This is a genomic window from Paracoccus shandongensis (genome assembly GCF_017315735.1).
In the GTDB taxonomy this organism is placed as follows: domain Bacteria; phylum Pseudomonadota; class Alphaproteobacteria; order Rhodobacterales; family Rhodobacteraceae; genus Paracoccus; species Paracoccus shandongensis.
The window spans coordinates 14,946-36,314 of sequence record NZ_JAFLRK010000013.1 but is presented as its reverse complement, the minus strand read 5'-3'; the positions used below and the strand labels follow the sequence as shown (position 1 = coordinate 36,314).

The window sequence follows — 21,369 nt, the reverse complement described above, 5'->3', positions numbered from 1 at the left end:
CTGCCTGCCCCTCTGATAAGCTGTCCCACAAATTTTGATCAAAAATCATTTTGAACCCAAAATAATTTTTGAACAGTTGCGGGAATATGTCAACCTTCCCCCCAAGGCGGCATGGACTTCAAGGCGCTGTTCGTGGCGACGGCCTCGCGCCGGGCGGATATCGTGATTTCGTCCCTGACGGTCACCGACGAACGGCTGGAAAGCCAGTCCTTCACGCAGCCCTATTTCCAGGGCGCGCTCGGCATCGGCGTGCGGCAGGATTCGGACCTGACCGGCCCCGAGGGGTTGAAGGACAAGACCGTCGGCACCGTCGCCACGTCCTTTGGCGAAGGCTGGCTGCGCGACAACCAGGCGACCCTGGGCTATGCGGGCGTGAAAAGCTATGACAGCACCGCCAACATGCTGACCGATCTGCAGAACGGCCGCATCGACGCGGCGGTGAACGACATCGTGGGGATGCGCTATGCCTTCACGCAGATGCAGGGCCTGAAGGTCGGGGCCGAGGTCGTCACGGGCGAGCAGTTCGCCATGATGATGCCGAAGGGGTCGGAAAAGCTGGAGCAGGTGAACGCGGCCATCTCGGAGATGAAGACCGACGGCACCATGGCCGCGCTGCATGAAAAATGGCTGGGCGTGGCCCCTGCCCCGGACAGCTTCACCGTGACGCCGATGCCGATCCCCACGGCGGCGCGGTGACGCCCGGCTGATCCGGCACCGACCCGATGAACGCGCTTGATATCTTCTTCAATCTCGACGTGCTGGCGCGCGCCTTCCCGATCCTGCTGCGCGGGCTTGGGATGACGCTGCTGCTGGGGGCGGTGGCGATCGTCGCGGGCACCGCGCTTGGCCTGGGCCTGGCCATGACGCGGCTGTTCGCGGCCCGGCCGCTGCGGTTGCTGGCCGTGGGCTATATCGACGTGATGCGCGCCATGCCGGTGCTGGTGGTGCTGATCCTGATCTATTACGCGCTGCCCTTCGCGGGCGTGGTGCTGTCGTCCTTTGCCGCCGCCGCCATCGCCCTGTCGCTGGTCCTTGGCGCCTACACGGCCGAGGTGATGCGCGCGGGCATCCAGGCCGTCCCCAAGGGCCAGTTCGAGGCGTCCGCCGCCCTTGGCCTGGGCTTCTGGCGGATGATGCACAAGGTGATCCTGCCGCAGGCCATGCGCATCGTGATCCCGCCCCACGCGTCGAACTGCGTGTCGATCATCAAGGACACCTCGCTGGCATCCGTGGTCGCCATGTCCGACCTGCTGAAGCAGGCGACCGATGCGCAGGCGCTGTTCGCCAACCCCACGCCGCTGCTGGGCGCGGCGCTGATCTATGTGGCGATCCTGTGGCCGATGGTGCGCCTGACCGGCTGGCTGGAGGCGCGGTTCGCGCGGGCCCATGCGCGCTAGGGCGCGAGAAAGCCCGCCATCCAGTCGCGCACGGCCCCGATGTCGTCCATCATCGCGGCCCGGGCCGCCGCCCCGTCGCGGGCCTCCAAGGCGGCCACGATGTGGTCGTGGCTGCGCGCATAGCTGAGCGTCACGTCGGCTTTCAGCAGGTCGCGCATCTTTTCCGACAGGAAGCGGGTATAGGGACCGGAGCGCAGCCACAGGTTCTCGATCTGCTCCAGCAGGATCGGATTGCGGGCGGCGCGGTAGATGGTGAAGTGGAAATCCTTGTTCCCCGCCAGCATCTCCTCGACCCGGCCGTCCAGCAGCGCGGACTGGTGGCGCTGCGAGATGTCGCGCAGTTGGTCCAGTTCGGCGGCGGTGATCTCCTCCGCCGCCAGTTCCGCCGCGCCCCCTTCGATCACCTTGCGCGCCTTGCAGAGCTGGTCATGCCCCGCCGCGCTGAGCGCGGGCAGCGTGGCCGAGTTCCACTTGCCCTCGACCAGCGCACCCTCGTCGGTCAGGCGGCGCAGCGCCTCTCGCACCGGGGTGTTCGAGGTGCCGAAGCGTTGCGCCAGGTCGGATATGGCAAAGCTGTCGCCGGTTTCGAAGACGCCCTCCATCAGGGCGGCGCGAAGCTGGCTGTAAACCTCGCCGGCCATGGTGCGGCGCGATCCGATCGGCTTCAGCTGGGGCGTCATGACGCCGCGCCCCTGGTCCTGGCCGAGGCCAGGCTTTCCAGAAGCCGGGCGCAGTCGGCGGCGGTCGTCACCGCGCCGGGCGACAGGCGCAGGGTGCTGCCGCGCTGATCGGCGAAGATGCCCTGCCCGCGCAGCGCATCGACCAGCCCCGGCTGCGGCAGGTCGATCATCACGCTGCCGCCGCGCGCGGCCTCGTCCAGCGGCGAGACGATGCGCAGGCCCAGGTCTTGCGCGCCGTCCAGCAGCAACCCGGTCAGGCGGCGGTTGTGGTCGGCCAGTGTTTCCACCCCCGTGGACAGCACGAAATCCAGCCCCGGCTTGCCGGCGATGGCGGGCAGCACGTTGGGCGTGCCGTTGTCGAAGCGCCGGGCATCGGGGGCAAAGGCGAAGGCGTCCAGATCCCAGGAAAAGGGGTTGGCCTGGCTCCACCAGCCGCGGAATTCGGGCGAACAGCCGGCCAGCAGATCCGGCATGACCTGCAAGACGCCCGCCCCCGGCACGCCGCAAAGCCATTTCAGCGAGGATCCGACCGTGAAATCGGCCTTCGCGGCATAGGGCCGGATGCCCACGCCCTGCGTCACGTCCACGCCGACCAGGCTGCCCATGCGGCGGCCATGGTCGATCAGCCGGTCCAGGTCGCAGCGGTGCGAGGCGGTCGATGTCACCCAGGTCAGCAGCGCCAGCCGCACATCGCGCCCCCAGGCCGCCACCATGTCGTCGTCGGTGACATGGGCGCGGCCCCCGGTCGGGGCGACGGTGCGCAGCGCAAAGCCCATGCGGCGGCCCAGTTCCGCCAACAGGAAATGCAGGCTGGGAAAGCAGTCCTGCGCGACCAGCACCATCCCGCCCGACAGCCGTTGTTCCGGCAGTCCCCGCATCAGCGTATAAAGCGCCGCCGTCACGCTTTCGGCCAGGGTCAGGGAACCTTCGGGCGCGCCGATCAGCCAGGACCAGGCGGCGATGAAATCCGCGCGCCGCGTCATCGCGTCGGGCCATTGGCCGTCGTCGCTGGCGCACCAATGGGCGGTGAAATCGGCCAAGGCGGCGTTCACGGCGGCCTGCTTGCCGGGGAAGGTGCCGATGGAATGATACAGGAAGTAACCCATCACCGATGTCCCAGATCCCAGAAGATGCCCGCCATGATCGCCAGCCCCTCGCGCACGATGCTGATAGGCAGGTGCTCGTCGGCGCCGTGCTGGCCGCAGCCCGGATAGGAATGCGGCACCCAGATCGTCGGCAGGCCCAGCGTATCCGTGAAGATGGTATTTGGCAGCGAGCCGCCCAGGTTCGGCAGGATCACCGGCGGCTTGCCCAGGGTGCGTTCCATCGACGCCGCCACGAAGCGCACCCATTCGTTGTCCAAGGCCGACCGGCTGGCCGGGAAGGCCGCGTCGGTGGCGGGCACGATCTTCACGCGCTGCAGGCCCGCCGCGTCCAGCCTGGCGCGGATGGCGGGCAGGACGGCATCGGTATCGACGCCGACTGGATGGCGCAGTTGCAGCCGCGCCCGCGCCCAAGGCGGGATGGCGTAGAGCGGCTTGGCGATATTGCCGACCTCGATCTCCATCACCTCCAGCGTGGACCAGCCATAGACGCGCTCGGCCTGGGTCAGGCCGGGGGCGCCCCACCAGGGGTCCAGGTCGGGATCGCCCGGCGCGGTCTCGATGGTGCAGCGCGACAGCGCGGCGCGCACATCGTCGGGGATGGTGCCAGGGGTCAGTTCGGGCACCAGGCATTCGCCGGTCGGCCCGATCAGCGCGGCGATGGCATGGGCCAGTTCCACGCCCGGATTGGCCAGCAAGCCGCCCCAGTTGCCGGAATGGTGATAGCCTTCGCGGGCCACGACCTCGAGGTGGATGTTCATGCCGCCGCGCGCGCCCAGGAAGATCGTCGGCTGGTTCAGCCCGATGCGCGGCCCGTCGGATGCGATCAGCATGTCGGCGGCGAAGGCCTGGGCTTCGTCGGCGACCAGGTCGGCCAGGGCGGGGGATCCGTATTCCTCGCCCATCTCCATCAGGACTTTCAGGTTGAAGCCCAGGCTGCCGTTAACAGCCAGCACCGCCTCGAGCGCGGCCAGGTTCATGGAATGCTGGCCCTTGTTGTCGGCGGTGCCGCGGCCATACCAGCGGCTGTCGCGTTCGGTCATCCGGAACGGCGAAAGGCCGGGCGACCATTGTTCCGGCACGCCGGTCACCACGTCGCCGTGGCCATACATCAGCACGGTGGGCAGCGCGGGATCCTCGATCCGGGTCGCCAGCAGGAAGGCGCCGGGGGCGGCGTCGCGGCGGAAGTGCCGCAGGGCAAAGCCCAGGCGGTCGAGGACCGGGACCAACTCTTGATCAATATAGGCTTGCAGATCAGGCTTGTGCGCCTCCTCGCGCGAGACGGTGGGCATGGCGACACGCCGCGCCAGATCCGCCTGGAAGCGGCCCGAGTCCAGAATCTCAAGCGCGGCGGCGATGACGGCGTCGCGGGTCGGGGCAAGGTCAAGGCTCATGCGGCACCTCTCAGGGGTTCTGCGGCCAGATGGCAGGCGGCGCCGCCGAAGGCCACATCGACGGGCTGCGCGCGCACCCGCGAACACAGGTCGAAGGCGCGCGGGCAGCGGGGCTGGAAGGAACAGCCGGGCGGGATCGCCAGCGGGTTCGGGAAGGCGGTGCCCAGGCCGATATCGGGCACGCCAAGCCCCGGCGCGACGGTCAGCGCCGAAGCCAGCAGCGCGCGGGTATAGGGATGCCGGGGCGCCTCGAAGACCTGCGCGGTGCTGCCCAGTTCGACCACCTGGCCCCCATACATCACGGCCACCTGATCGACCAGGTGTTCGACCACCGACAGGTTATGCGAGATGAACACATAGGTCAGCCCCAGGTCGCGCTTCAAATCCATCAGCAGGTTCAGGATCTGGCTTTGCACGGATGCGTCAAGGGCCGAGGTCGGCTCGTCGCAGATGATCAGGTCGGGGCTCATCACCAGGGCGCGGGCGATGGCGACGCGCCGGCGCTGCCCGCCCGACAGTTCCTTGGGGTAACGTTCGGCAAAGCGTGCGGGCATGGAACTTGACACCCTCACAAAGGGTCACATCCAGGGTGGTGTCGTCCGCCCAGGTCCATTCGGTTGCTAGCAGCGTCTCGAAGGCGCCGGTTTCGGCGTTGCGGGCCACCAGCCTGTCCCAGACGTTGCGGCCGATGATCACGCCAAGGCGCAGCGTGGTGAAAGACGGGTTCGGGCTTTCCAGCGTTTGGCTATAGGCAAAGCGGACGATGTTGCGGACGGCTTGGGCATGGGCTAGGCCCGCCGTGGAACAGGCCAGCGCGGCGGCAAAAGCAAGGGGCGGAGGATCGTAAACGGCTCTCTCTGGTGGATGGACAGGCGCGGTTGTCTTCGAGCTTCCGACGGAAATGATGGTTTGATCAAATACATCTTTCCTGGACAAGGCTATCCGCAGGCGCTGTTTGCAACAGTTTTTGTCAATAAAGCCCCCTGAAACGGATTGGATCAGCCCTTGCCAAGCGCCTTGGCTGCGGCAGCCAGCGAATGGCGGTCCTTGACCGTCCGGGTGGAAACGATGGTTTCGGTCCGTACCACGCCGGGCATCCGCGCGATCTCGCGCCGCAGCAGGCGGTCCATCATGGCGATGTCGCGGCACAGTACATGCAGCAGATAATCCCCCGCCCCGGTCGTCGCATGGCAGCGGCGGATGGCGGGATGGGCCATGACCATGGCCTCGAACCGCTCGGCGGAGTCCGGGGCCAGCGTCACCTGGACAAAGGCCTCGATCCCGAAGCCCAGGGCGGCGGCGTCCAGTTGGGCCCCATAGCCCCGGATCGCGCCCGCCTCCTCCATCGCCTTGACGCGCTTCCAGACGGGGGTCTTGGACAGCCCATGGCGTTCGGCCAGTTCGGCGAAGGACAGGCGGGCATCGGCCTCCAGCGCGGCGAGCAGGTCAAGGTCGATCTGGTCCATCCGTTCCCCCGCCCCGGCCCGAAAGCCGCCGACCGTTTTCAGGCAGGCCTGCCACGGCGCGACTTCGGGAACAATGTTCCCCTGATTCTGGAACATGATCAAGAACCCCGCGAACGCAAGGACAGGAACCATGACCCGCGACGAATGGCACAAGCTGATCGAGACGCCGAAGCTGCTGGACTACGGCGTCTATCTGAATGTCGAGCCGCTGCTGCAATGCCAGAAGCCCCTGGCCCAGATGTGCAACGGCGACGAATTGCAGTTCCAGATCGTCCACCAGGTCGAGGAGCTGTGGATGAAGCTGATCGCCTATACGCTGGTGGATGTGCGCGACTTCATCGACGCGGGCAACACGCATCGCGTGGTCACGCTGATGGGCCGCGTCCATCGCCTGATGCGGCTGATGACGCAGCAGCTTGACCTGCTGGAAACCATGTCGCCCCGCGAATACCAGGAGGTGCGCAAGCAGCTTGGCAACGGATCGGGCCAGGAATCGCCGGGCTTCCAGGCCTTGCTGCGGATGCCCAATGACCTGTGGGATGCGTTCAAGGCCGTCTATCTGGACGGGCGCGGCCTGACCGTCGCCGACATCTATGACGCCAAATACGACCACGGCGACAGCTATGTCGTGGGCGAGGCGCTGATCGAATATGACGAGCTGTTCCAGAAGTTCCGGGCCATGCACGTTTACCTCATCCACCGCTCCATCGGCATGGGGTCGAAGTCGCTGAAGGGCCGCCCGGTGCAGATCCTCGAATCGGGGGCCCGGCACCGCTTTTTTCCGGAACTGTGGGACATCCGCTGCGACATGACCGACGCCTGGGGCGCCAGCTATGGCGTGGTGCGCAAGCCGATCCACGTCGAAGCCTGATCAATCCGCGGGCATCCGCACGGTGCCCGCGACAAAAATCTTGATTGCTTGATCACAGCGTGCCACAGCTTGGCCAAGCAGATATATGCATCTGCATATAAAAACAATAACACCACCAACGGGAGAGAACGGGATGAAAGACATCGCCAGCCTTGAAGACCTGGGCCAGGCCCTGCTGACGGGCAGGATCCGCGTCGTCGATTGCACGGCCACGCTGGGGCCCAGAACGCCGCTGCTGAAGCTGCCGCCGGAAATCGCCGACGACACGCCGCCGATCGAGATCCACCCGATCAGCAAATACGGCGACCGGGGACCGTTCTGGGCCTGGAACTGGCTGAAGGTCGGCGAACATTCCGGCACGCATTTCGACGCGCCGCACCACTGGATCACCGGCAAGGACTATCCCGACGGATCGACCGACACCATCGCGCCGCAGAACTTCGTGGCCCCTGCCAATGTCATCGACTGTTCCGCCCAGGCGGCGGCTGACCCCGACTTCCTGCTGACCGCCGAGGGCGTGAAGGCCTGGGAGGCCGAGCATGGCGAGATCGGCGAGGGCGAATGGGTGCTGATGCGCACCGACTGGTGCAAGCGCAATGGCGACGCGGCGCTGTATCTGAACGCGGATGAGACCGGCCCGCACACGCCGGGGCCGTCCGCCGATTGCATCCAGTACCTGATGGACAAGAAGGTGCTTGGCTGGGGCACCGACGCGGGCATCGCGGGCGGCATGACCCCGCCCTATCCAGCCCACAACCTGCTGCACGCGAACAACCGCTATGGCCTGGCGTCCCTGGTGAACCTGTCGGAACTGCCCCCGAAGGGCGCGATCCTGATCGCCGCGCCCCTGAAGATCGAGAACGGCACCGGCAGCCCGATCCGCGCGCTGGTGCTGGTTCCGGCCTGAACCCATGGCGCGCGATCTGGAGGGGTTCGCCCCCTATCTGCTGAACCGGATCATGGCGCGCTATAACGCCGGGGTCGCCGAGACCCTGGCCCCCGAGGGCGTCAGCGTGCCGCAAATGCGCGTGCTGGCGGTCCTGGCGGGCGACGGCCCGCGCACGGTCAACGAACTGTCGGTGCTGACGGTCATCAAGCAGTCCACCTTGTCGCGCACGCTGGACAGCATGGAGGCCGCCGGCCTGATCCGGCGCGAGGCCTGCGAGCAGGACAGCCGCGTCCGCCGCATCCACCTGACCGATGTGGGCGCGGCCCTTCACGCCCGCGCCTGGCCCGCCATGCGCGAGGCCGAGGAGCGGCTGTTCGCGGCCATCCCGCCCGCCGAACGCGCGGCCTTCACCGCGACGCTGGGCCGGATCCTGCGGTCGATCCGCCATCACGATTTTTGAACCCCGGTTCCTGAACCACCGCCACAGGAGAAAACCCATGGCAGAACGGTCATTCAAGAAGGAAGTCGAGCAGCTGCGCATGGGCGCGGGCGGCACCTTCCGGGGCGAGGGGATCCTTGCCGTCACCAAGGCGCTTCTGGAAAACGGCGTGGGCTATGTCGGCGGCTATCAGGGATCGCCCATCAGCCACCTGATGGACGTGTTCTCGGACGCCCAGGATCTGCTGGCCGAATACGGCGTGCATTTCGAGAACTCGGCATCCGAGGCCACGGCGGCGGCGATGCTGGCGGCGTCCGTGAACTATCCGATCCGGGGCGCGGTGGCCTTCAAGTCCACGGTGGGCACCAATGTCGCATCCGACGCGCTGGCGAACCTGGCGTCCGGCGGCGTGACCGGCGGCGCGCTGGTGATCCTGGGCGAGGATTACGGCGAGGGTTCCTCGATCATGCAGGAACGCAGCCATGCCTTCGCCATGAAAAGCCAGATGTGGCTTCTGGACCCGCGCCCGAACCTGCCGTCCATCGTGGCGGCGGTGGGCCATGGCTTCCGCCTGTCCGAGGCGTCGAACACCCCGGTGATGATGCAGATGCGCATCAAGTCCTGCCATGTCCACGGCCACTTCACCGCGTCCGACAACCAGCGCCCGAAGATGACCGTGTCGGACGCCTTGCAGAACCCCAAGCGCGACCTGTCCCGCATCGTCCTGCCTCCGGCGGTCTTTCTGCACGAGAACGAAAAGATCGACCGCCGCTGGCCGAACGCGGTCAGCTATATCTTGGAAAACAACGTCAACGAACAGTTCGGCAACCCGGCATCCCGGATCGGGCTGATCGTGCAGGGCGGCACCTATAACGGCGTGATCCGCGCGCTGAACCGGCTTGGCCTGTCGGACATCTATGGCGAGACCGACATCCATATCCTGTGCCTGAACGCGGTCTATCCGCTGTGCGACAGCCAGATCCTCGACTTCTGCGACGGCAAGGACGCCGTGCTGCTGGTCGAGGAAGGCCAGCCCAACTTCATCGAACAGGCCATCGGCCACATGCTCTACCAGGCAGGTCGCAAGACGGTGCTGGCGGGCAAGGGCACCCTGCCCATGGCGGGCGAATATACCGGCAAGCGCCTGGTCGAAGGCATCGCCGCCTTCCTGCGCGAACACGCGCCCGGCCTGCTGCCGCCCGCCACCGCCACGCCCAACGAACCGGCGCAAAGCGACATTCCCGACCTCTCCTCCGTGGTCCCGGCCCGTCCGCCCGGGTTCTGCACCGGCTGCCCGGAACGCCCGATCTTCGCCGCGACCAAGCTGGTGCAGAGGCAACTGGGCGAACACCACATCGCCTCGGACATCGGTTGCCACCTGTTTTCCATCATGCCGCCCTTCGACATCGGGTCGACGACGATGGGATACGGGCTTGGCCCGGCCTCGGCATCCGCCTTGCAGAACCGGGACAAGGCGGGCAAGCGGTCGATCAGCTTCGTGGGCGACGGCGGCTTCTGGCACAACGGGCTGACCTCCTCGATCGGCAACGCGTCCTTCAACAAGCATGACGGGCTGATCGTCATCGTGGACAACCATTATGCGGCGGCCACGGGCGGGCAGGACATCCTGTCGTCCCGCGCCGCCAACAAAAGCCGCAAGACCAACAATCCGATTGCGGATGCGGTCAGGGGCATGGGCGTCAAATGGGTGCGCCAGATCGACCGCACCTATGACGTGACCCGGATGCGCGACACCATGATCGAGGCGCTGACCAGCCCCGAGGAAGGCCCCAAGGTCATCGTGGCGTCATCTGAATGCATGCTCAACCGCCAGCGCCGCGAAAAGCCCGCGCTGGCGAAGGCCACCAAGGAAGGCAAGCGCACCGTCCGCCCGCGCTTCGGCGTGGACGAGGATATCTGCACGGGCGATCACGCCTGCATGAGGCTGTCGGGCTGCCCGTCCCTGTCGGTCAAGGACACCGGCGATCCCCTGCGCGACGACCCTGTCGCCGCCATTGACCAGTCTTGCGTCGGCTGCGGCAACTGCGGCGAGGTCGCGGACGCCGCCGTCCTCTGCCCCTCGTTCTACCAGGCCGAGATCGTGTCGAACCCGACGCCCGCCGAAAAGCGCCGCGCATCCCGCACGGCCCGTATCATCGGCTGGCTGCAAGCGCGCCGCGACGCGCGCCGCCTGACCTTCGCCTGAAAGGGACGCCCATGACCATGCACACCCCGATCATCGCCCGCAGATCGCCCGGCCCCCAGGGCGAACGGATCATCACGCTGGCGGCCTTGGCGGTCGGCGGACAGGGCGGCGGCGTCCTGACCAACTGGATCATCGACGTGGCCGAACTGAACGGCTATCATGCCCAGTCCACCTCGGTCGCGGGCGTGGCGCAGCGCACCGGCGCCACGGTCTATTACGTCGAGATGTGCAAGGACACCGGCCGCACGCCCGTCTTTGCGCTGTCGCCGTCGGAAGGCGACGTGGACATCATGATCGCCGCCGAACTGATGGAGGCGGGACGCGCCGTCATGCGCGGCTTCGTGACGCCGGGGCGGACGACGCTGATCGCATCCACCCACCGGATCGCGGCGGTATCGGAAAAGGTCGTGCCGGGCGACGGGCGCGCGGACGCCGACCAGGTGATCGCCGCCCTGGGCCTTGCCGCCGACCAGGTGGTGGCCTTCGACATGGAGACGCTGGCCACCAGGGCAGGCTCGGTGATCTCGGCCAGCCTCTTCGGCGCGCTGGCGGGATCGGGCGCCCTGCCCTTCCCCCGCGACAGCTATGAGGCCGTGATCGCCAAATCCGGCAAGGGGGTCGAAGCGTCCCTTCGCGCCTTTGGCCTTGCCTATGACTGCGCCAGGGGCACCACGCCGCCCCCGGCGGTCGAAGCCCTCAAACCCCGCATCCGCACGCTGAACGTCCCCGCCCCGCTGCAAGCCGATTGGCAGGCGCTGGAGGCGCGGCTGGACCGCCTGCCGGCGGAAGCGCAGGACATCGCAGGCCTGGGCCTGAAGAAGGTCGTGGATTACCAGGACATCGCCTATGGCGCGCAATACCTGGACATGGTCGAACGTGCCGCCCGGGCGGACGCCACGCCTTTCGCCCTGACGCAGGCGGCGGCAAAATACGCGGCCAATGCGCTGTGTTACGACGACATCCTGCGCGTGGCGGATCTGAAGACGCGCGCCAGCCGCCACAGCCGCGTGCGCGAGGAGGTCCGGGTGAAGGACGACCAGGTGCTGCGCCTGACCGAATACTTCCACCCCCGGTTCGAGGAATTCACCACCACCCTGCCCGCCCGCATCGGCGCTTGGCTGCAGGGCAGCGACCGGGCGCAGCGGTTCTATTCCCGCCACCTGGACAAGGGCCGCCGCATCCGCACCGACAGCCTGGCGGGCTTCGGCCTGCTTTGGGCGGTGTCGGCCCTGCGCCCCTGGCGGCGCAGCCTGTTGCGCCACCGCAGCGAAATGGCCCATGTCGCGGCCTGGTTCGACACGGCCATGGAGACCGCCGCCACCGACCGCGCGCTTGCGGCCGAGGTTCTGGCGAACCGGCGGCTGATCAAGGGCTATTCCGACACGCACGCGCGCGGGCTGTCCAAGTTCGACCGCGTGATGTCCGCCCTGCCGATGCTGCGCGGTCGCCCGGACGCCGCCGACTGGATGCGCCGGTTGCGCACCGCCGCGCTGGCCGACGAACAGGGCAAGGCGCTGGACGGCGCGCTGAAGACGGTGGAAAGCTTCGCCGCCTGATCAGGCCGCGCGGTCGTCCAGGAAGCGGTGCAGCAGGTCTTGCGTGGCGGTGATGTCGGCCTCCATCGCGGCGCGGAAACCGGGCATGTCGCCACGCTCCAGCGCCGCCAGCATCGCCTCGTGGTGCTGCGTGAACTCGCCCTTGTAGTCGGTTTGCAGCAGCGATCCCATCCGGTCGGACAGGAAGCGGACATAGGGGCCGGACCGCAGCCACAGGTTCTCGATATGGCTCATCAGGATCGGGCTGCGGGCGGCGGCGTAGATGTGGAAATGAAACCGCCGGTTCACTGCCGCCATCGCCACGATGTCGCCGCTGATGCCGGTGGCGCGATGCTCGGCGATCAAGGCGGCCAGCGCCGCCTGGTCGGCCCCGGTCAGGTTCGGCGCGGCCAGTTCCGCAGCCGCGCCTTCGATGATCACGCGGGCGCGGCTGATGTCGTCCAGTTCCTCGCGTGACAGATCGGGCACGAAGGCGGTGCCCGAAGGCGCGATGCGCAGCGCGTTTTCCGCGGCCAGCCGCCGCAAGGCCTCGCGCACCGGCATGTGCGAGGTCTGGAAGCGGTCCGACAGCGAGGCGATGGTGAAGCTGTCGCGCGCCTGGAAAGCCCCTGACATCAGCGCCTCGCGCAGTTGCTCGTAAACCTGGTCCTGCACGGTCTTGCGGGTGGCGACGGGCTTCAAGGGCTTGTCGGCATGGGATGTCACGGTGCGCCTCTCGGATGCGTCATGGCTGACGGATAGCGGGCGGGCCGCCCTGGATCAAACGCCAAATGCCGCCGACTTTTCCCTTGCCAATTTGATCAAACGATCACAATAAGGGCGGGACAGTCCATCCGGGTATCCCCATGAAGCATCTCGCCCGCCGCATCACCGCCACCTCGCAGAAATCCTTCGGCATGTATGGCCGCGCCGCCGCCATCACGGACCGCGCCCTGATCCACATGGAACTGGGCCGTCCGCACGCCGACACGCCCGACCACATCAAGCAGGCCGCCATCGACGCCATCCGCGCGGGCAAGGTGCATTATTCCGACCTGACGGGCATCGCCCCCCTGCGCGAGGCCCTGCGCGACAAGCTGGTCCGCCAGAACGGCCTGGATGTGACGCCCGGCCAGATCATCGTCACGAACGGCCTGACGCACGGATCCTTTGCCGCCATCATGGCCTTCATCGACCCGGGCGACGAGGCGATCCTGCTGGAACCCTTCTACCCCCAGCACATCGGCAAGATCGAACTGGCGGGCGGCAGCGTGGTGACGGCCCCCCTGGACGCCGCCAACGGCTTCCGCATCGACCCGGCGCTGATCGAGCCCAGGATCACCGCGCGCACGAAGATGATCGTGCTGATCAACCCCTGCAATCCCACCGGCCGGGTTTACACCCGCGAGGAATTGCAGGGCCTGGCCGACCTGGCGATCAGGCACGACCTGCTGGTCCTGGCCGACGAGGTTTACGAGGACATCCTGTTCGACAACGCCCGCCACACCAGCATCGCCAGCCTGCCCGGCATGGCGGACCGCACCGTCAGCCTGTTCGCCTTCACGAAAAGCTATGCCATGGACGGCTGGCGCATCGGCTACATGGCGGCGCCCGACTGGGCGGTAGGCGCGCTTCTGAAGATCACCGCCAACGACGTGACCCATGTGAACACCTTTGTCCAGGACGGCGCGCTGGCCGCCGTGACCGGCGACCCGGCGGTGCTGGAGGGCCTGATCGCCGAGGACAAGGCCAAGCGCGACATCGTCGTGTCGCGGCTGAACCAGATGCCCGGCATCACCTGCGCCTGGCCCGAGGGCACCATCTATGCCTTTCCCGACATCTCTGCCACAGGCCTGGCCTCGCAAGCCCTGGCCGAACGTCTGCTGGAGGAAACCGGCGTCGTGGTCGAGGCGGGCAGCTTCTATGGCGCGGCGGGCGAGGGGCACCTGCGCATCTGCTTCGGCTCGCTGTCGGTAGAACAGATCACCGAGGCCATGGACCGGCTGCAACGCTTCTTCGGCGGGCTGGAACGCCGCGCCGGGAAGGAAGTGGCGGCGGTCTAGGGCGGCAAGCCCTTCACTCCTGCGCCGCGCTTGATCTGGCGAAGGCCATCGCCTTCGCCACGCGCTGCCCTATCCACCGGAACCGCCGGGCCCATAAGGCCCGGCCAGCGCCCGCCCCGCCCTCGGCGGGCGCTTCACGCCCACCGGGCCGGTCGCTGGCCTCTCGTGGTCGTGGGGCGGCACCGTCTCTGGTGGTACCCTCGCGCGGCGGGCGGGGGAAACGCATGCGTTTCCTTGTCCCGCCCGGTGGACCGAGCGGTACCGCATTTTCCCTCTGCCGATCCCCTACCGCACCCGCTGCCAGGTGCCCGCGTTGCGGCAGATCATCAGGATGCAGCCGCCCACGTCCAGCAGGTCGCCGCGCAGCGTCAGGCGGGCGGTATAGCTGCGCCCGGTTTCGGGGTTGATGATCCGGCCCTTGCCATAGCTTCCCCCGCCCGTCGCCACCACATCGGCCAGGATGGCCGCGCCCAGGTCGTCGGCCCGGACCGCCTGGCCCTGCGCATCGAAGGTCTGCACCACCGTTCCGCAAAGCCCGCCCCCGCAGGGCCCGATCTCGACATGCCCGAAGCCGCCGTCGCGTCCCGGCTGCGTGCGCCAGATCCCGGCCAGGGGATCGGCGGCCAGGGCGGGCTGGCCCAGACAGGCAAGGGCGGCAAGGGCAGGCAAGGTCATCTTCATCCCCTCAGCATAATGCAGGCGGTCCTGGCTGGCAAAGGGGCAATGCCGCACATGCACCGGGCCTATAGGGGATCATTCCCACAATGCATTTGATTGATGCACCCTCCCGATGCTTCATGCTTGAAACACCGACAGGACCGCGCCCATGAACCAGCCTCTGACCGGCAGCAGCTTTTCCGCCGCCACCCTGACCGGACGCGATTTCTCGCGCCCGACAGAAACGGTGGAGTTCAAGCACCTGCTGGACAGCAGGGCCGCCACATCCCCCGCGACATCGTGGCGCTATGAAAAAGGCGCGGATCTTCCGGTCCTCGACCCCGCGCCGGTTCGGCGGCGATGCCATGGCGCCGCATCACTTCCTGCGGATGGTGGACAGGATCGGCATGGTGGACGGATCGGCGGCCTGGGTCGCGGCCTTCGGGTCGGCCAATACCTTCACCGCCGCCTTGGGTGGGCGAGATCGAGGAAGCCCACCTCGCCCCCGGCGACGCCCTGGTCCATGCCCGATCCCGGTTCCACAGGCTGCAGGCGGCGGGGCAGCATCGGCCCCGGGCGCGTTGACCCCATGCCCCGACCATGATTGGCTGGCGGCATCGAAAGGACATCGCCATGGCCCGCCATTCCCCCGATCCCGACCGGCTTGACCGCTTCACCGAGGCGCAGGACGGCACCTATGACATCGCGCTGGCGGAACTGCGGCGGGGGCGCAAGCAAAGCCATTGGATGTGGTTCATCTTCCCGCAACTGCGCGGGCTTGGCCGGTCGGCGATGTCGCACCACTACGGCATCGCCGACCTGGACGAGGCGCGGCGCTATCTGGCGCATCCGGTCCTCGGCCCCCGCCTGATCGCCTGCGCCGAGGCGGTGATGGCCCACCCCACCCTTCCGGCGGAACGGATCATGGGCGGCATCGACGCCGAGAAGCTGCGATCCTCGGCCACGCTGTTTGCGGCCGTCGAAGGGGCGCCGCCCGTGTTCCACCGCATCCTGGACACCTTTTACGGCGGCCGGCCCTGCCCCGTCACGGTGCGCAGGCTGTCCTGAGGCCGCCTTTCGCGGCTCCGGGCCTTTCGCCTGCCCGGCGTCCGGCCTATGGTCCAGCCGCTTCGGGCAAAGGGGGAACCATGTCGGGCACTATCGGAACTGCCGCCGGGGGCGGGCGGTCGAACTTTGGCCAGGGCCTGGTCTGGATGGCGCTGGCGATGACGGCCTTTATCGGCATGTCGGTCGGATCGCGGGAAATGGCCGAAACCCTGTCGATCCGCCAGGTGCTGTTCTTCCGGGCGCTGGTCGGGCTGTTCGTGATCCTGGCCGTGGGCCGGTCGCTGTTCCCCGAGGTGCGCCGCGCCGCCAAGCTGCGGCTGCACCTGGCGCGCAACGTGATCCATTTCACCGCGCAGTATTTCTGGACGGTCGGCGTGGTGCTGCTGCCGCTGGCCTCGGTCTTCGCGCTGGAATTCACCATGCCGATCTGGGTGACGCTGTTCGCCTGGCTGCTGCTGCGCGAAAGGCTGAGCGGGCCGCGCCTGCTGGCGACCGTGGGCGGGTTCATCGGCGTCATGGTGATCGTGCGGCCCGGCATCGGCATGGTCGATCCGGCGGCCGCCCTGGTGCTGATCGCGGCGGCCGGTTACGGGCTGTCGCTGATCCTGGTCAAGCAGCTGACGCAACATGCCTCGCCCGGGGCCATCGTCGTGTGGATGATCCTGATCCAGCTGCCGCTGGGCCTGCTGGCCGCGCTGACCGACTGGCGGCCCGTGGCGGTGACGGACATTCCCTGGATGCTGGTTGCGGGCGTGGGCGCGCTTGCGGCGCATTATGCCCAAGCGCAGGCCTTGCGGCGGCTGGACGCATCCATCCTGATCCCCATCGACTTCCTGCGCGTGCCGATGGCGGCCCTTGTGGGCTATTATTTCTATGGCGAGGCGATCGACCTGTGGGTGTTCCTGGGCGGCGGCATCATCCTGTTGTCGAACTTCCAGGCGGTGATGGCCGAACGGCGCAAGGCGGCTGCGGCCCTGCAAGGACCGCAGCCTGCGACGCGTCAGAACGGGCTGTCGGGATAGTAATAGGTTTCGGCGTTTTCCGGCGTCACCAGGACCGAGCCGATGATGAAATCGCCCGACACCGGCGCCTGCGAGACAAGTCCCACGGCGGTGATCTCGATGGCGGTGGCAATCATCGCGGGGGGATAGGTGACGTTGGCGGGGATCATCGCGTCGCCGTCCATGGTGCGCTTGACCATCTCCTTCATGCCCGCGCCGCCCAGGACGAACTTGATGTCCTTGCGGCCCGCCGCCTCGATGGCGCCAAGGACGCCCACGGCCATGTCGTCGTCGGACGCCCAAACCGCGTCGATCTGCGGGTATTTCGACAGGAAGTCCTGCATGACCGTGAAGGCCTTGTCGCGGTTCCAGTCGCCGTGTTCCATGCCCAGGATCTCGATGTTCTTGCCCTCGATGGCGGCCTGGAAGCCTTCGACGCGTTCGTTGTCGATGGTGGTGGGAATGCCGCGCAGCACGACGATCTTGCCGCCCTCGGGCAGGGCGCTTGCCATGTATTCGCCCGAGACACGCCCAAAGCCCGGGTTGTCGCCCGCGACATACAGATCCTCGATCCCCTCCTGCGACAGGCCCCGGTCCACGACGGTGATCCAGGCGCCGGATGCCTTGACGTTCTGGACCGGGCCGGTCAGCGGTTCCGATTCAAAGGGCAGCACCACAAGCGCGTCGATGTTGCGGGTCGCCACCATGTCCTCGATGTCGTTGACCTGCTTGGCGGGGTCGGACGCGGTCGCCAGCACGAAGTCCAGTTGGGGATAGGTTTCCTCCAGCCGGTCCACGGTGGCCTGCGCGAAATAGTTCATGCCCCCCGCCCAGCCATGCGTCGCCGCCGGGATCGACACCCCGATCACCTTGGTTTCCCCGTCCTGCGCCAGCGCGGGGGCGGCCAGTGCGGCGGCAATGGCCAGCCCCGATACGAAATGCTTCATGTGTTTCCCTCCCATATGGGCCCGGCTCAGCGGGCCTTGCCTTCGCGCTGCAACACCACAGCGAGAACGATGATGGCCCCCTGAATGGCGCCGTTCAGGTAAGGCGATACGAAATCCGTCAGGTTCAGCAGGTTGCCGATCAGCGTCAGGATCAGCACGCCGATCACCGTGCCCCAGACGCGCCCGAAGCCGCCCTTCAGCACCGTGCCGCCGATGATCACGGCGGCGATCGCCTCAAGCTCCCACAGCATCCCCGTGGCGGACGAGGCTGATCCAAGGCGCGGCACATACATGATGGTGGCGATGCCGACCAAAAGGCCAAGCGCGGCATAGGTCATCAGCCGCACCCGGTCCACGCGGACCGAGGAATACTTGGCGACCTGCTCGTTCGATCCGATGGCCGCGCAATGGCGGCCAAAGGCGGTGGAGCGCATCACCACCTCTCCGATCACCACGACCACCGCAAAGACGATGATCGGCCAGGTGATCCCGAAGACGCCCCCGTAATAGACCGGCTGGTAAAGGCTGCGCAGGGTGAAATCCAGCGACAGCGTGCCGCCGTCGGCCAGCCATGTGACCAGGCTGCGATAGATGCCCATGGACCCAAGGGTGACGATAAAGGCCTCGATCCCCAGGCGGGTGATCAGGATGCCGTTCAGCAGCCCCGCCGCAAGCCCCGCCAGCAGCGCGACGGCCATGCCGATCAGGATCACGGGGATGCCTGCGCCCATCGAGGGCACAAGGCTGTTCATCACAAGGATCATCAGCCCGGCGATGAAGGCCGCCATGGAGCCGACCGACAGGTCCAGCCCGCCCGCCGTGATGACAAAGGTCATGCCTACGGCGATGATGCCGATGAAGGCCGACCGGGCCAGCACGTTCGTCACGTTGTCCCAGCCGAGGAAGTTCGGGTTCATCAACGCACCCGCGATCACCAGCAGGACCAGGGCCAGGATGGGGCCGATCACGGTCATGCGGATGCGGCGGGGCGCGGGGGCGGTTGCGTCGCTCATGCGGGTTCCCTTTCCGTGGCCACGCCCATGGCCAGCTTGACGATGGCGTCCTCGGTGGCGTCGGCGCCCAGTTCCCCGGTGATGCGGCCGTGGCGCATGACCAGGATGCGGTCGGACAGGCCGATCACCTCCTGCATCTCGGACGAGATCACGACGATGGCGCGGCCTTCGGCCGCAAGGCGGCGGATGAGGACATACATCTGCTGCTTGGTGCCGATGTCGATGCCGCGCGTGGGCTCATCAATGACGATGATCCGGGGGTCGGCCAGCAGGGTCTTGGCGAACAACAGCTTCTGCTGGTTGCCGCCCGACAGGTTGCCGACCATCGCAGCGCGGTGGCCGCGGATGTCGAAGTCGGCAATGGCCTGGTCCAGGGCGCGCTCCTCGGCGGTTGTGTCGATCAGGCCCCGGTCGAACTTTGACAGCGCCTGCAAGGTCAGGTTCTCGCGCAGCCCCTTGCCCAGCAGCAAGCCGCGCGTCTTGCGGTCCTCGGTCAGGTAGCACAGGCCAAGGTCCTGCGCCTGCCAGGGGTGGTCGATGCGGACGGGTTGGCCGAAGATCTTCACGTCGCCCGTGGCGGGACGCAAGCCGCACAGCCCCTCGAAGGTTTCGGTGCGGCCCGACCCGATCAGGCCCGCGACGCCCAGGATCTCGCCCCGGCGCAGGGTGAAGCCGATGTCGCGGGAAAAGCCCGGCACGGTCAGGTTCCGGACCTCCAGCGCGACCTCGCCCGGCGTGGAAACCTTGGCGGGGAACAGGTCCGACATCTCGCGCCCGACCATGGCGTTCGCCATCGCGTGCTGGTCCATGGCTGCGGCCTCTCCGGTCCAGACCACGCGGCCGTCGCGCATGATGGTCAGGTCGTCGGCGATCTGTTCCACCTCGTCCAGCTTGTGGGATGTGAACAGCACCGCCGTCCCCGCCTTGCGCAGCGCCCGGACCTGGCGCAGCAGGATCGCGGTTTCCGCCCGCGTCAGCACGGCGGTGGGTTCGTCCATGACCAGCACGCGGGTGTCGCGCAGCAGGGCCTTGGCGATTTCCACCATCTGCTTGTCGCTGTTCGACAGCGTGGACACCACCCGGTCGGGCGAGACGCGGCATTCCAGCCGGTCCAGCAATTCCCGCGTGCGCGCCCGCATGGCGGGCTTGTCCAGCAGCGGGCCGCGCTTCAGTTCCCGGCCCAGGAAGATGTTCTGTTCCACCGTCAGCTGTTCGGCCAGGTTGAATTCCTGGTGGATCATCGAGATCCCCTGCGCCTCGGCCTCTCCCATGCTGGCGAAGCTGACCGGCTGCCCGTCCAGCAGCACCTGGCCCGAGCTTGGCGGCTGGTATCCCGCCAGGATCTTCATGGTGGTGGACTTGCCCGCGCCGTTTTCGCCGATCAGCGCATGGACCCGGCCGGGGCGCAGGGCGATGTCCACGCCGTGCAGCACCTCGATCGGGCCGAAGCTGCGGCTGACATGGCGCAGGGCAAGGACGCTCACATCGCCACCCAGGCGGCATTGTCGCGGGACGACCGGATGCAGGCGTCGATGAAGCGCATCCCCGCAAGTCCTTCCTCAAGCCCCGGCAGCAGGTCCAGCACCGGGTCGCGTTCGCCCCGTTGCGCCGCCCGGATCGCCCGCGCGGCCCCGGCATAGATGTTGGCGAAGCCTTCCAGATAGCCTTCCGGGTGGCCGCCCGGCGTGCGGCTGACGGCATTGGCCGCGTCCGTCGCCCCTGCGCCCCTTCGGGTCAGCAGGCGCTTGGGTTCACCGAAGGGCGTGAACCACAGGTAGTTCGGATCCTCCTGCGCCCATTCCAGCCCGCCCTTTTCGCCATAGACGCGCAGGCGCAGGGCGTTTTCGTTGCCCGGCGCGACCTGCGAACACCACAGCATCCCGCGCGCGCCTTCGTGGAAGCGCAGCAGGACATGGGCGTTGTCGTCCACCCGCCGCCCCGGCACGAAGCTTTGCAGGTCGGCGGAAAGTTTTTCCACCGACAGCCCCGTGACGAAGCAGGCGAGGTTATGGGCATGGGTTCCAATGTCGCCGATGGACCCGCCCGCCCCGCTGCGGTCGGGGTCGGTGCGCCATTCGGCCTGCTTGTTGGTGCCCGTGGTTTCCGCCGCCTCGGTCAGCCAGTCCTGCGCGTATTCGACCTGCACCACGCGGATGGCCCCCAGGTCGCCTGCTTCGATCATCGCGCGCGCCTGCCGGATCATCGGATAGCCGGTATAGTTGTGCGTCAGGATGAACAGCGCGTCGGACGCGCGGATTGCGGCTTCCAGTTCCGCCGCCTGGGCCATGGTCGCGGTCAGCGGCTTGTCGCAGATCACATGGATGCCGCGCCGCAAAAAGGCCGCCGCCGCCGGGCCGTGGACGTGGTTCGGGGTGACGATGGCGACCGCCTCGATCCCGTCGGGGCGGGCGGATTCAGCCTCGGCCATCTCCTCGAAAGTGCCATGGCAGCGGTCGGGATCCAGCCCCAGGGCCGCGCCGCTGTCGCGCGCCTTTTCCGGCGTCGAGGATAGAGCGCCCGCGACCAGATCGAACTCCCCGTCGATGCGGGCGGCGATGCGGTGGACCGCGCCGATGAAGGCATCCTTGCCGCCGCCGACCATGCCAAGCCTGATGCGGGTCATCGGGGGACCCCGTCTAT

General features: G+C 67.5%; 21 protein-coding genes. 10 read left to right on the top strand and 11 right to left on the bottom strand.

Features of this window, described 5'->3' with window-relative positions:
- The first annotated feature begins 111 nt into the window (after window positions 1-111).
- Window positions 112-696 (top strand): ABC transporter substrate-binding protein, encoded by a 585-nt coding sequence (locus tag JX613_RS10350; protein ID WP_207101385.1) that lies wholly within the window; start codon window positions 112-114, stop codon window positions 694-696.
- 26 nt (window positions 697-722) lie between these two features.
- Entirely contained in the window at window positions 723-1,397 is a 675-nt protein-coding gene (locus JX613_RS10345) for an amino acid ABC transporter permease (RefSeq protein ID WP_207101384.1), read from the top strand.
- Here JX613_RS10345 and JX613_RS10340 read toward each other — a convergent pair.
- From JX613_RS10340 to JX613_RS10320, 5 genes are all read right to left on the bottom strand, one after another.
- Window positions 1,394-2,077, bottom strand: a complete 684-nt coding sequence (locus JX613_RS10340; protein ID WP_207101383.1) for a GntR family transcriptional regulator — start codon at window positions 2,075-2,077, stop codon at window positions 1,394-1,396. The two genes, JX613_RS10345 and JX613_RS10340, sit on opposite strands and share 4 nt — an antisense overlap.
- Entirely contained in the window at window positions 2,074-3,183 is a 1,110-nt protein-coding gene (locus JX613_RS10335; protein WP_207101382.1) for an aminotransferase class V-fold PLP-dependent enzyme, read from the bottom strand. Before JX613_RS10335 ends, JX613_RS10340 begins: the two co-directional genes overlap by 4 nt.
- Window positions 3,183-4,574, bottom strand: a complete 1,392-nt coding sequence (locus JX613_RS10330) for a M20 family metallopeptidase (RefSeq protein ID WP_207101381.1) — start codon at window positions 4,572-4,574, stop codon at window positions 3,183-3,185. The genes JX613_RS10335 and JX613_RS10330 overlap by 1 nt, the downstream gene beginning before the upstream one ends.
- Window positions 4,571-5,128: an oligopeptide/dipeptide ABC transporter ATP-binding protein gene (locus tag JX613_RS10325; protein WP_207101380.1), complete on the bottom strand. Its 558-nt coding sequence runs from the start codon at window positions 5,126-5,128 to the stop codon at window positions 4,571-4,573. The genes JX613_RS10330 and JX613_RS10325 overlap by 4 nt, the downstream gene beginning before the upstream one ends.
- Window positions 5,129-5,572: 444 nt before the next feature.
- Complete coding sequence (locus JX613_RS10320; protein ID WP_207101379.1) at window positions 5,573-6,136, bottom strand: Lrp/AsnC family transcriptional regulator; 564 nt, start codon at window positions 6,134-6,136, stop codon at window positions 5,573-5,575.
- A 34-nt stretch (window positions 6,137-6,170) separates the two neighbouring features.
- On the opposite strand from JX613_RS10320, the gene JX613_RS10315 reads away from it, so the two are divergent.
- The 5 genes from JX613_RS10315 to JX613_RS10295 all read left to right on the top strand — a co-directional run bounded on the left by JX613_RS10315 (window position 6,171) and on the right by JX613_RS10295 (window position 12,001).
- Window positions 6,171-6,911, top strand: coding sequence for a tryptophan 2,3-dioxygenase family protein (locus tag JX613_RS10315; protein WP_207101378.1), 741 nt, complete (start codon window positions 6,171-6,173; stop codon window positions 6,909-6,911).
- Between the two features lie 133 nt (window positions 6,912-7,044).
- Entirely contained in the window at window positions 7,045-7,818 is a 774-nt protein-coding gene (locus JX613_RS10310; protein ID WP_207101377.1) for a cyclase family protein, read from the top strand.
- Window positions 7,819-7,822: 4 nt separating this feature from the next.
- Window positions 7,823-8,260: a MarR family winged helix-turn-helix transcriptional regulator gene (locus tag JX613_RS10305; RefSeq protein WP_207101376.1), complete on the top strand. Its 438-nt coding sequence runs from the start codon at window positions 7,823-7,825 to the stop codon at window positions 8,258-8,260.
- A gap of 37 nt (window positions 8,261-8,297) precedes the next feature.
- A complete protein-coding gene (locus tag JX613_RS10300) occupies window positions 8,298-10,445 on the top strand; it encodes a thiamine pyrophosphate-dependent enzyme (protein ID WP_207101375.1) in 2,148 nt (715 codons plus the stop codon).
- A gap of 11 nt (window positions 10,446-10,456) precedes the next feature.
- On the top strand, window positions 10,457-12,001 hold the full coding sequence (locus tag JX613_RS10295; RefSeq protein WP_207101374.1) for an indolepyruvate oxidoreductase subunit beta family protein: 1,545 nt from the start codon (window positions 10,457-10,459) through the stop codon (window positions 11,999-12,001).
- Here the strand turns inward: JX613_RS10295 and JX613_RS10290 are convergent, their stop codons facing one another.
- Window positions 12,002-12,706, bottom strand: coding sequence for an FCD domain-containing protein (locus tag JX613_RS10290; RefSeq protein ID WP_207101373.1), 705 nt, complete (start codon window positions 12,704-12,706; stop codon window positions 12,002-12,004).
- A gap of 140 nt (window positions 12,707-12,846) precedes the next feature.
- On the opposite strand from JX613_RS10290, the gene JX613_RS10285 reads away from it, so the two are divergent.
- Window positions 12,847-14,043 (top strand): pyridoxal phosphate-dependent aminotransferase, encoded by a 1,197-nt coding sequence (locus JX613_RS10285; protein WP_207101372.1) that lies wholly within the window; start codon window positions 12,847-12,849, stop codon window positions 14,041-14,043.
- Between the two features lie 285 nt (window positions 14,044-14,328).
- On the opposite strand, the gene JX613_RS10280 is transcribed toward JX613_RS10285, so the two are convergent.
- The gene (locus JX613_RS10280; protein ID WP_207101371.1) at window positions 14,329-14,724 is read right to left on the bottom strand and encodes a DUF2147 domain-containing protein; all 396 of its coding nucleotides are present in this window, start codon (window positions 14,722-14,724) and stop codon (window positions 14,329-14,331) included.
- Between the two features lie 609 nt (window positions 14,725-15,333).
- Here JX613_RS10280 and JX613_RS10275 point away from each other — a divergent pair.
- Together JX613_RS10275 and JX613_RS10270 are read left to right on the top strand one after the other, a co-directional pair.
- A complete protein-coding gene (locus JX613_RS10275; protein ID WP_207101370.1) occupies window positions 15,334-15,768 on the top strand; it encodes a DUF1810 domain-containing protein in 435 nt (144 codons plus the stop codon).
- Between the two features lie 80 nt (window positions 15,769-15,848).
- Window positions 15,849-16,790, top strand: a complete 942-nt coding sequence (locus JX613_RS10270; RefSeq protein WP_207101369.1) for a DMT family transporter — start codon at window positions 15,849-15,851, stop codon at window positions 16,788-16,790.
- On the opposite strand, the gene JX613_RS10265 is transcribed toward JX613_RS10270, so the two are convergent.
- The 4 genes from JX613_RS10265 to JX613_RS10250 are packed head-to-tail and all read right to left on the bottom strand — an operon-like array spanning window position 16,769 to window position 21,352.
- Window positions 16,769-17,716: an ABC transporter substrate-binding protein gene (locus JX613_RS10265; protein ID WP_207101368.1), complete on the bottom strand. Its 948-nt coding sequence runs from the start codon at window positions 17,714-17,716 to the stop codon at window positions 16,769-16,771. The genes JX613_RS10270 and JX613_RS10265 overlap by 22 nt on opposite strands.
- A 26-nt stretch (window positions 17,717-17,742) precedes the next feature.
- Window positions 17,743-18,729, bottom strand: coding sequence for an ABC transporter permease (locus JX613_RS10260; protein ID WP_207101367.1), 987 nt, complete (start codon window positions 18,727-18,729; stop codon window positions 17,743-17,745).
- Window positions 18,726-20,213 carry an ATP-binding cassette domain-containing protein gene (locus JX613_RS10255; RefSeq protein ID WP_207101366.1) on the bottom strand — a complete coding sequence of 496 codons (1,488 nt, stop codon included), beginning with the start codon at window positions 20,211-20,213 and terminating at the stop codon, window positions 18,726-18,728. The genes JX613_RS10260 and JX613_RS10255 overlap by 4 nt, the downstream gene beginning before the upstream one ends.
- Window positions 20,210-21,352 (bottom strand): Gfo/Idh/MocA family protein, encoded by a 1,143-nt coding sequence (locus JX613_RS10250; protein ID WP_207101365.1) that lies wholly within the window; start codon window positions 21,350-21,352, stop codon window positions 20,210-20,212. The genes JX613_RS10255 and JX613_RS10250 overlap by 4 nt, the downstream gene beginning before the upstream one ends.
- Window positions 21,353-21,369: the final 17 nt, after the last annotated feature.

Excerpts from the sequence above, each read along its gene's own strand:
- JX613_RS10305 (WP_207101376.1), top strand. The coding sequence starts at position 7,823 with ATGGCGCGCGATCTGGAGGGGTTCGCCCCCTATCTGCTGAACCGGATC.
- JX613_RS10340 (WP_207101383.1), bottom strand. The coding sequence starts at position 2,077 with ATGACGCCCCAGCTGAAGCCGATCGGATCGCGCCGCACCATGGCCGGC.
- JX613_RS10330 (WP_207101381.1), bottom strand. The coding sequence starts at position 4,574 with ATGAGCCTTGACCTTGCCCCGACCCGCGACGCCGTCATCGCCGCCGCG.
- JX613_RS10310 (WP_207101377.1), top strand. The coding sequence starts at position 7,045 with ATGAAAGACATCGCCAGCCTTGAAGACCTGGGCCAGGCCCTGCTGACG.
- JX613_RS10325 (WP_207101380.1), bottom strand. The coding sequence starts at position 5,128 with ATGCCCGCACGCTTTGCCGAACGTTACCCCAAGGAACTGTCGGGCGGG.
- JX613_RS10250 (WP_207101365.1), bottom strand. The coding sequence starts at position 21,352 with ATGACCCGCATCAGGCTTGGCATGGTCGGCGGCGGCAAGGATGCCTTC.
- JX613_RS10335 (WP_207101382.1), bottom strand. The coding sequence starts at position 3,183 with ATGGGTTACTTCCTGTATCATTCCATCGGCACCTTCCCCGGCAAGCAG.
- JX613_RS10345 (WP_207101384.1), top strand. The coding sequence starts at position 723 with ATGAACGCGCTTGATATCTTCTTCAATCTCGACGTGCTGGCGCGCGCC.
- JX613_RS10320 (WP_207101379.1), bottom strand. The coding sequence starts at position 6,136 with ATGTTCCAGAATCAGGGGAACATTGTTCCCGAAGTCGCGCCGTGGCAG.
- JX613_RS10260 (WP_207101367.1), bottom strand. The coding sequence starts at position 18,729 with ATGAGCGACGCAACCGCCCCCGCGCCCCGCCGCATCCGCATGACCGTG.
- JX613_RS10270 (WP_207101369.1), top strand. The coding sequence starts at position 15,849 with ATGTCGGGCACTATCGGAACTGCCGCCGGGGGCGGGCGGTCGAACTTT.
- JX613_RS10350 (WP_207101385.1), top strand. The coding sequence starts at position 112 with ATGGACTTCAAGGCGCTGTTCGTGGCGACGGCCTCGCGCCGGGCGGAT.
- JX613_RS10280 (WP_207101371.1), bottom strand. The coding sequence starts at position 14,724 with ATGAAGATGACCTTGCCTGCCCTTGCCGCCCTTGCCTGTCTGGGCCAG.
- JX613_RS10315 (WP_207101378.1), top strand. The coding sequence starts at position 6,171 with ATGACCCGCGACGAATGGCACAAGCTGATCGAGACGCCGAAGCTGCTG.
- JX613_RS10265 (WP_207101368.1), bottom strand. The coding sequence starts at position 17,716 with ATGAAGCATTTCGTATCGGGGCTGGCCATTGCCGCCGCACTGGCCGCC.
- JX613_RS10295 (WP_207101374.1), top strand. The coding sequence starts at position 10,457 with ATGACCATGCACACCCCGATCATCGCCCGCAGATCGCCCGGCCCCCAG.
- JX613_RS10275 (WP_207101370.1), top strand. The coding sequence starts at position 15,334 with ATGGCCCGCCATTCCCCCGATCCCGACCGGCTTGACCGCTTCACCGAG.
- JX613_RS10300 (WP_207101375.1), top strand. The coding sequence starts at position 8,298 with ATGGCAGAACGGTCATTCAAGAAGGAAGTCGAGCAGCTGCGCATGGGC.
- JX613_RS10285 (WP_207101372.1), top strand. The coding sequence starts at position 12,847 with ATGAAGCATCTCGCCCGCCGCATCACCGCCACCTCGCAGAAATCCTTC.